Genomic DNA, 6,630 nt, shown 5'->3' with positions numbered 1-6,630 from the left:
GGTCGTGCGTGATCATGACCAGCGCGGTGCCGGAGTCGCGGACCAGCTCCTTGAGCAGCTCCAGGATCTCGCCGCCGGCCGCCCGCCGGAGGCCCCCTCGCCGGCCCACTGAGCCCCCGCCGGCCCACTGAGCCCCCGCCGGTCCACTGAGCCCCCGCCGGCCCACTGAGCCCTCGCCGGCCCACTGAGCCCCGCCGGCCCACTGAGGCCCGCCGGCCCACTGAGGCCCGCCGGTCTACTGAGCCCCCGCCGGTCCACTCGGCTCTCGCCGCCCTGCGGCATCGGGCCGCCGCCCCGATAATGGCGGCGGAGGTGATCCACGTGGTCGACCGCGAGAGTGTGCCCACGCTGTGCCAGGTGGTGCTCGACTGCACCGACGCCAGGTCCCTGGCGGAGTTCTACCGGGCCCTGCTGGGCCTGGTCTACCGGCCCGGGGACGAGCCGCCGGAGGCGGGCGAGGCCGACGAGCGCGGTCGCGACTGGCTCGTGCTGCGCACGCCGGGCGGCGGCCCCCAGATCGCCTTCCAGCAGGTCGACCACCTGCCGGAGGCGACCTGGCCGGAGCACACGGTGCCGCAGCAGCTGCACCTGGACCTGACGGTCACGTCGGTCGAGGAGCTGCTGGTGCAGCACGAGCGGGTGCTGCGCCTCGGCGGCCGGCTGCGGTACGACCGCATCGACGACCCCGACGAGCCGCTCCGCGTGTACGCCGATCCGGCCGGCCACCCGTTCTGCGTCTTCGTCGGCTGACCGCGCCGCCGGCAGCCCTCCGCCTCGCACCCGGAGGCCCTCGGCCGCGGCGGGCGGCCCCGGGCGACGGCCCCGAGGGTGCGGAGCGGACGCCACCCCGGCCGGCGGACGCGACGGTTTCCGCTCGGCCCGGCGGACGCGGCGGTTTCCGCTCGGCCCGGCGGGCGGGGCGCCCGCGGTGGCCGATAGCCTGCGTCCGTGACGCACGAGCGGGAGATCACCGAGCCTGTCGACCTGTGCCTGCCGAACGGGCGGCTGAACCCGGCGGCGGTCGGCTGGAGCCGTCGGCCGCTGCACCGGGCGAACCTGCGCGGCTGGGGGCGGGCCAAGCGGTGGGAGTACTGGGGGATCGTCACCCCGACGCACATCGTCGGCCTGGTCGTGTCGTCGCTGGACTACGCCGGCGTGCACGGCGTCTACGTCCTCGACCGCCGCACCGGCGTCGAGACCGACCGGGAGACGGTCGTTCCGCTCGCCCGCGGCGCGGTGTTCCCGCCGGTGAGCGGCACGGGGCCGGTGCGGGTGAGCGGGGGCGGGCTGACGTTCCACATCGACCAGAGCCCGGACGGCACCACGATCCGTGCCGCCGCGCCCGGCGTCGAGGTCGACGTGGAGGTCCCGCTGCCACCGGGGCACGAGTCGCTCGGCGTCGTGGTGCCGTGGAGCACCCGCCGTTTCCAGTACACGGTGAAGGACGTGGGCCGGCCGGTGCGGGGCACGCTGCGCGTCGACGGCACGACGCACCCGATCGGCGGGGACGACTCGTTCGCCGTCCTCGACCACGGCCGCGGCAAGTGGCCGTACGCCGTCCGCTGGAACTGGGCGGCCGGCAGCGGGCCGGGCCGGGCGATCCAGCTCGGCGGGCGCTGGACCGACGGCACCGGCTCCACCGAGAACGCCCTCCTGCTCGACGGGCGGCTGCACAAGATCGGCGCCGAGCTCGCCTGGCGCTACGACCGCGCCGACTGGCTGCGCCCGTGGCGGATCACCGGCACCGGGGTGGACGTGGAGTTCCACCCGTTCCACGAGCGGATCGCCCGCACCAACCTCGGCGTGCTGGCGAACGAGACCCACCAGTGCTTCGGGCACTTCTCCGGCTGGGCGTGCGCGGACGACGGGGAACGCGTCGACCTCGACGGCCTCGTCGGCTGGGCGGAGGAGGCCCGCAACCGCTGGTAGCAGCCGCAGGGCCGGCCGATCCGCGCCCGGCGCCGCCGGCTGGTTACCGTTGCCCTGTGCGATTCGGGGTGCTCGGCACGGTGGTGGTCTGGACGTCGACCGGCGCCGCCGTCCCCGTGCCCGGCCTGAAGGTCCGGGCGTTGCTCGCCGACCTGCTGGTGCACGAGGGGCGTCCGGTGCCCGCCGACCGGCTCGTCGAGGACCTCTGGGCTGGCCGGGCGCCCGGCAACGCGCTCGGGGCGTTGCAGGTCAAGGTCTCGCAGCTGCGCCGGGCGCTGGAGACCGGCGAGCCGGGCGGCCGCGACCTGGTCGGGTCCGGCGACGCCGGATACCGGCTGCGGGTCGCGGCCGAGTCGGTCGACGCCGGGCAGTTCGCGGCCCTGCTCGCGCGCTCGCGGGCGCAGTCCGAGCCGGCGCGGCGGGTCGCCCTGCTGACCGAGGCGCTGGCCCTGTGGCGCGGCCCGGCGTACGCCGACTTCGCCGACGAGCCGTTCGCGCGCCAGGCCGTCGACCGCCTTGGCGAGCAGCGGTTGACCGCGCTGGAGGAGCTCGCCGAGGCGCGGCTCGCGCTCGGCGAACACGCCCTGCTCACCGGCGAGCTGGCCGACCTCGTGGACCGCCACCCGTGGCGCGAGCGGCTGCGGGCCGCGCACCTGCGCGCGCTGTACGGGTCGGGCCGTCAGCGCGAGGCGCTGGCCGCCTACGAGCGGTTCCGCCGCGACCTGCGCGACGAGCTGGGCCTCGATCCGGGGCCGGAGCTGGTCGAGCTGCACCGGGCGATCCTGCGTCAGGACCCGGCCCTGCGACCGCCGGCGGCACCGCCCCGCGCCCGGACCAACCTGCCCGCCCCCGCGTCGACCGGGCCGTACGGGGGGCTGATCGGGCGCGACGAGGCCGTCGAGGCCGTTCGCGAGCGGTTGGCGGGGGAGCGGCTGGTGACGCTGACCGGCCCGGGCGGGGTGGGCAAGACGCGGTTGGCGGCCGAGGCGGCCCGTACGCTCGCCGACAGGTTTCCCGACGGGATCTGGATGGTGGAGCTGGCCGGTCAGCCGGCCCTCGCCGATCCGGGGGCGGTCGACGAGGTCGCCGACGCGGTGGCCGACATCCTGGACATCCGCGAGGACGGCGCGCCGGGCCTGCCGGGTGACCGGTCCCGGGACGCCACCGACCGGCTCGTCGACGCGCTGCGCGACCGCCGGACGCTGCTGGTGCTGGACAACTGCGAGCACGTCGTCGTGCCGGTCGCCCACCTGGCCGAGCGGTTGCTCGGCGCCGCTCCCGAGCTGCGGATCCTGGCGACCGGTCGGGAGCCGCTCGGTGTCACCGGGGAGGCGACGCTCCCCGTGCCGCCGCTGGCGCTGCCCGAGCCGGGGGCGACGGCGGAGCAGGTGGCGCAGGCCCCCGCCGTACGGCTGTTCCTGGACCGGGCCCGCGCCGCCGAGCCCCGCGTCACCCTCGACGCGGAGACCGCCGCGACGGTCGCCACGATCTGCCGGCGGCTCGACGGCGTGCCGCTGGCGCTGGAGCTGGCCGCGTCCCGCCTGCGCGCGCTCGACCCGGCGGAGCTGGCGGCCCGGCTCGACGACCGGTTCCGGTTGCTGTCGTCCGGCCGGCGCACCGCCCCGGCGCGGCAGCAGACCCTGCGTGCCATGATCGACTGGAGCTGGGACCTGCTGTCGGGCCGCGAACGCGCGGTGCTGCGACGGCTGGCCGTCTTCGCCGACGGCGCCACGCTGCCCGCCGCCGAGCGGGTGTGCGCCGACGGGCAGGTGGCGCCGGAGGACGTCCTCGACGTCCTGGCCCGACTGGTCGACCGCTCCCTGGTGAGCGTCCGCCACGGCGAACACCCGCGCCGCTACCGGCTGCTGGAGACGGTCGCCGCCTACGGCGTGGAGCAGCTCGACCGCGCCGGCGAGGCCGTCGCCACGCGCCGCCGGCACGCCGAGTTCCACGCCCGCCTCGTCGACGACGCCGCCGCCCGCCTGCGCGGCCACGACCAGCACGCCGCGCTGCGCGAGCTCGACGGCGACGTCGCGAACCTGCGGGCGGCGGCGGACGCGGCGGCGGCACACGGCTGGGCGCACCTGGGGCTGCGGCTGGCCACCTCGCTGGCCTGGTACCGGCTGGTGCGGGGCCGCCTCCGCGAGGCGCGCGCGGCGTTGCGGACGGCGCTGGAGACCGCGCCGGCCGGTGCGGACGACACCGCGCCCGACGCGCTGCGGCTGCGGGCGTCGACGTGGCTGGCCGCGATCGCCACCCGCGACGGCGACCCGGCCGCGCCGCGACAGCGGGTGCTCGACCGGTACGCGGACACCGACGAGCAGGGCCGGGCGTTCGCGCAGTGGCTGTTCGCCTTCATGCTGCTCGGCTCGGGCGACACGGCCGAGGCGGCCGGCCTGCTCGACGCGGCCCTGGCGACGTTCCGGGCGGCCGGCGACCGGTGGGGGATCGCGGCGGCCCTGGCCGCGCGCGTCGAGCTGGCGCTCGTGCAGGGCGACCTGTCGACCGCGCGGCACGACTGCGAGACCAGCCGGTCGTTGTTCGTCCAGCTCGGCGACTGCTGGGGGCAGGCGCACTCGACCAGCCTGCTGGGCACCCTCGCCGAGATCGGCGGCGACTACCCGGCCGCCGCGGCGTCGTACCGGGAGGCGCTGCGCATCGCCGAGCAGCTGCGGCTGTGGGCGTCGGTCTCCCGGCAACTGGCCAGCCTGGGCCGGCTCGCCCTGCTGGCCGGCGACCACGACGAGGCCGTGGCATACCACGAGCGCGCGCTGCGGTTGGCCGAGGAGCAGTCGAACCGGCCCGCCGCGGCGTTCGCGGGCACCGGCCTGGCGATGGTCGCGCGCCGGCGCGGCGACCTCGACGCCGCCGAGGCACGCCAGCGGGACCTGCTCGACTGGAACCGCCGGACCGGCTACCTGCCGGGCTGCGCGCTGGCGCTGGCGGAGCTGGGCTTCGTCGCCGAGCAGCGCGGCGACGCCGCCACCGCCGAGCGCCGCCACCGGGAGGCACTCGACGCCGCCCGCTCCACTCGGGACCGCCGCGCCGTCGCCCTGGCCCTGGAGGGCCTGGCCGGCAGCGCCGGCCTGGCCGGCGAGCACCGCCGCGCCGCCCGGCTGCTGGGCGCGGCGAGGGCGCTGCGCGAGTCGGCGGGGGTGCCGCTGCCGCCCGCGGAGCGGTACGACGTGGAGCGGATCACCGCGCGCGTCCGCGAGGCGCTCGGCGCCGCCGACCTCGCCGCCGAGGCGGGGCATGGTGCGCGGCTGGACCCCGCCGACCTCGCCGCGGAGCTGGGGCGCGGCGGGCTGCTGGGCTTCGAGGATCCGGCGGTGGCCGGGGACGGCCGGCGCATCGGGACCGCCCGGTAGGTCCATTCGGCACGGTCCCCGTCCGACGCCGCGCCGACGGTTCGCGCCGGGCGGGTGTCGGCGATCCGGGCATGGCGGCCCGGATCCATTGCATGCTATATATGTTTAAAGCCTAGGCCCCATCGCGTCGCTGCCGTCCCCGTCGGCGGGCGCGGTCAGATCCCGGTGGAGCTTCCGCTCCGCCGTGCACGCGCGGCGTCGACGACGCCGAGACGACCAGCCGGGAGTGAGCCCATGCGCCAGCGTCACATCCTCTTCGTCAACGTCCAGGGGCACGGCCACGTCTACCCGTCGCTCGGCCTGGTGAGCGAGCTCGCCCGGCGCGGGCACCGGATCACGTACGTGACCACGGCGCTGTTCGCCGACGAGGTCAAGGCGGCCGGGGCCGAGGTGGTGCCGTACAAGTCGGAGTTCGACACCTTCCACGTGCCCGAGGTCGTCAAGCAGGAGGACGCCGAGACGCAGCTGCACCTGGTGTACGTCCGCGAGAACGTGGCCATCCTGCGGGCCGCCGAGGAGGCGTTGCGGGACGACCGGCCCGACCTCGTGGTCTACGACGTGTTCCCGTTCATCGCCGGCCGGCTGCTCGCCACCGCCTGGGGCCTGCCGGCCGTACGCCTCACCGGCGGCTTCGCGGCGAACGAGCACTACTCGCTCTTCAAGGAGTTGTGGCGGAGCAACGGCCAACGCCACCCGGCCGACGTGCCGGCGGTGCACTCCGTGCTGGTCGACCTGCTCGCGCGCTACGGCGTCGACACCCCGATCAAGGAATACTGGGACGAGGTCGAGGGCCTCACCGTCGTCTTCCTGCCGAAGTCGTTCCAGCCCTTCGCCGAGACGTTCGACGAGCGGTTCGCGTTCGTCGGCCCCACCCTCACCGGCCGGGACGGCCAGGCCGGTTGGCAGCCGCCGCGCCCGGGCGCGCCGGTGCTGCTGGTGTCGCTGGGCAACCAGTTCAACGAGCATCCCGAGTTCTTCCGTGCCTGCGCGGACGCCTTCGCCGGCACCGACTGGCACGTGGTGATGGCGATCGGCGGCTTCCTCGATCCGGCGGCGCTGGGCCCGCTGCCGCCCAACGTCGAGGCGCACCGGTGGATCCCGTTCCACTCGGTCCTCGCCCACGCGACCGCGTGCCTGACGCACGGCACCACGGGTGCGGTGCTGGAGTCGTTCGCCGCCGGCGTGCCCCTGGCGCTCGTGCCGCACTTCGCGACCGAGGCCGCCCCCTCCGCGGCGCGCGTGGTCGAGCTGGGCCTGGGCCACGTGCTGCCGCCCGACCGCGTCGAGCCCGGCCAGGTCATCGCCGACGGTCCCTGCACCGACGAGGGCGAGA

4 protein-coding genes are annotated in these 6,630 nt (G+C 76.7%); all 4 read left to right on the top strand.

Going from position 1 to position 6,630, the window contains the following annotated elements; genetic code table 11:
• The first annotated feature begins 321 nt into the window (after window positions 1-321).
• Window positions 322-750 carry a VOC family protein gene (locus ACWENR_RS28900; protein ID WP_452280113.1) on the top strand — a complete coding sequence of 143 codons (429 nt, stop codon included), beginning with the start codon at window positions 322-324 and terminating at the stop codon, window positions 748-750.
• Between the two features lie 198 nt (window positions 751-948).
• Window positions 949-1,929, top strand: a complete 981-nt coding sequence (locus ACWENR_RS28895) for a DUF2804 domain-containing protein (RefSeq protein WP_452280112.1) — start codon at window positions 949-951, stop codon at window positions 1,927-1,929.
• Window positions 1,930-1,985: 56 nt separating this feature from the next.
• Complete coding sequence (locus tag ACWENR_RS28890; protein WP_452280111.1) at window positions 1,986-5,297, top strand: BTAD domain-containing putative transcriptional regulator; 3,312 nt, start codon at window positions 1,986-1,988, stop codon at window positions 5,295-5,297.
• A 234-nt stretch (window positions 5,298-5,531) separates the two neighbouring features.
• Window positions 5,532-6,630, top strand: a 1,099-nt coding sequence (locus ACWENR_RS28885) for a macrolide family glycosyltransferase (RefSeq protein WP_452280110.1), incomplete at its 3' end; no start/stop codon positions are given.

It is taken from the genome of Micromonospora sp. NPDC004336, assembly GCF_053602615.1.
This window is presented reverse-complemented; position numbering and strand designations above follow the sequence as displayed.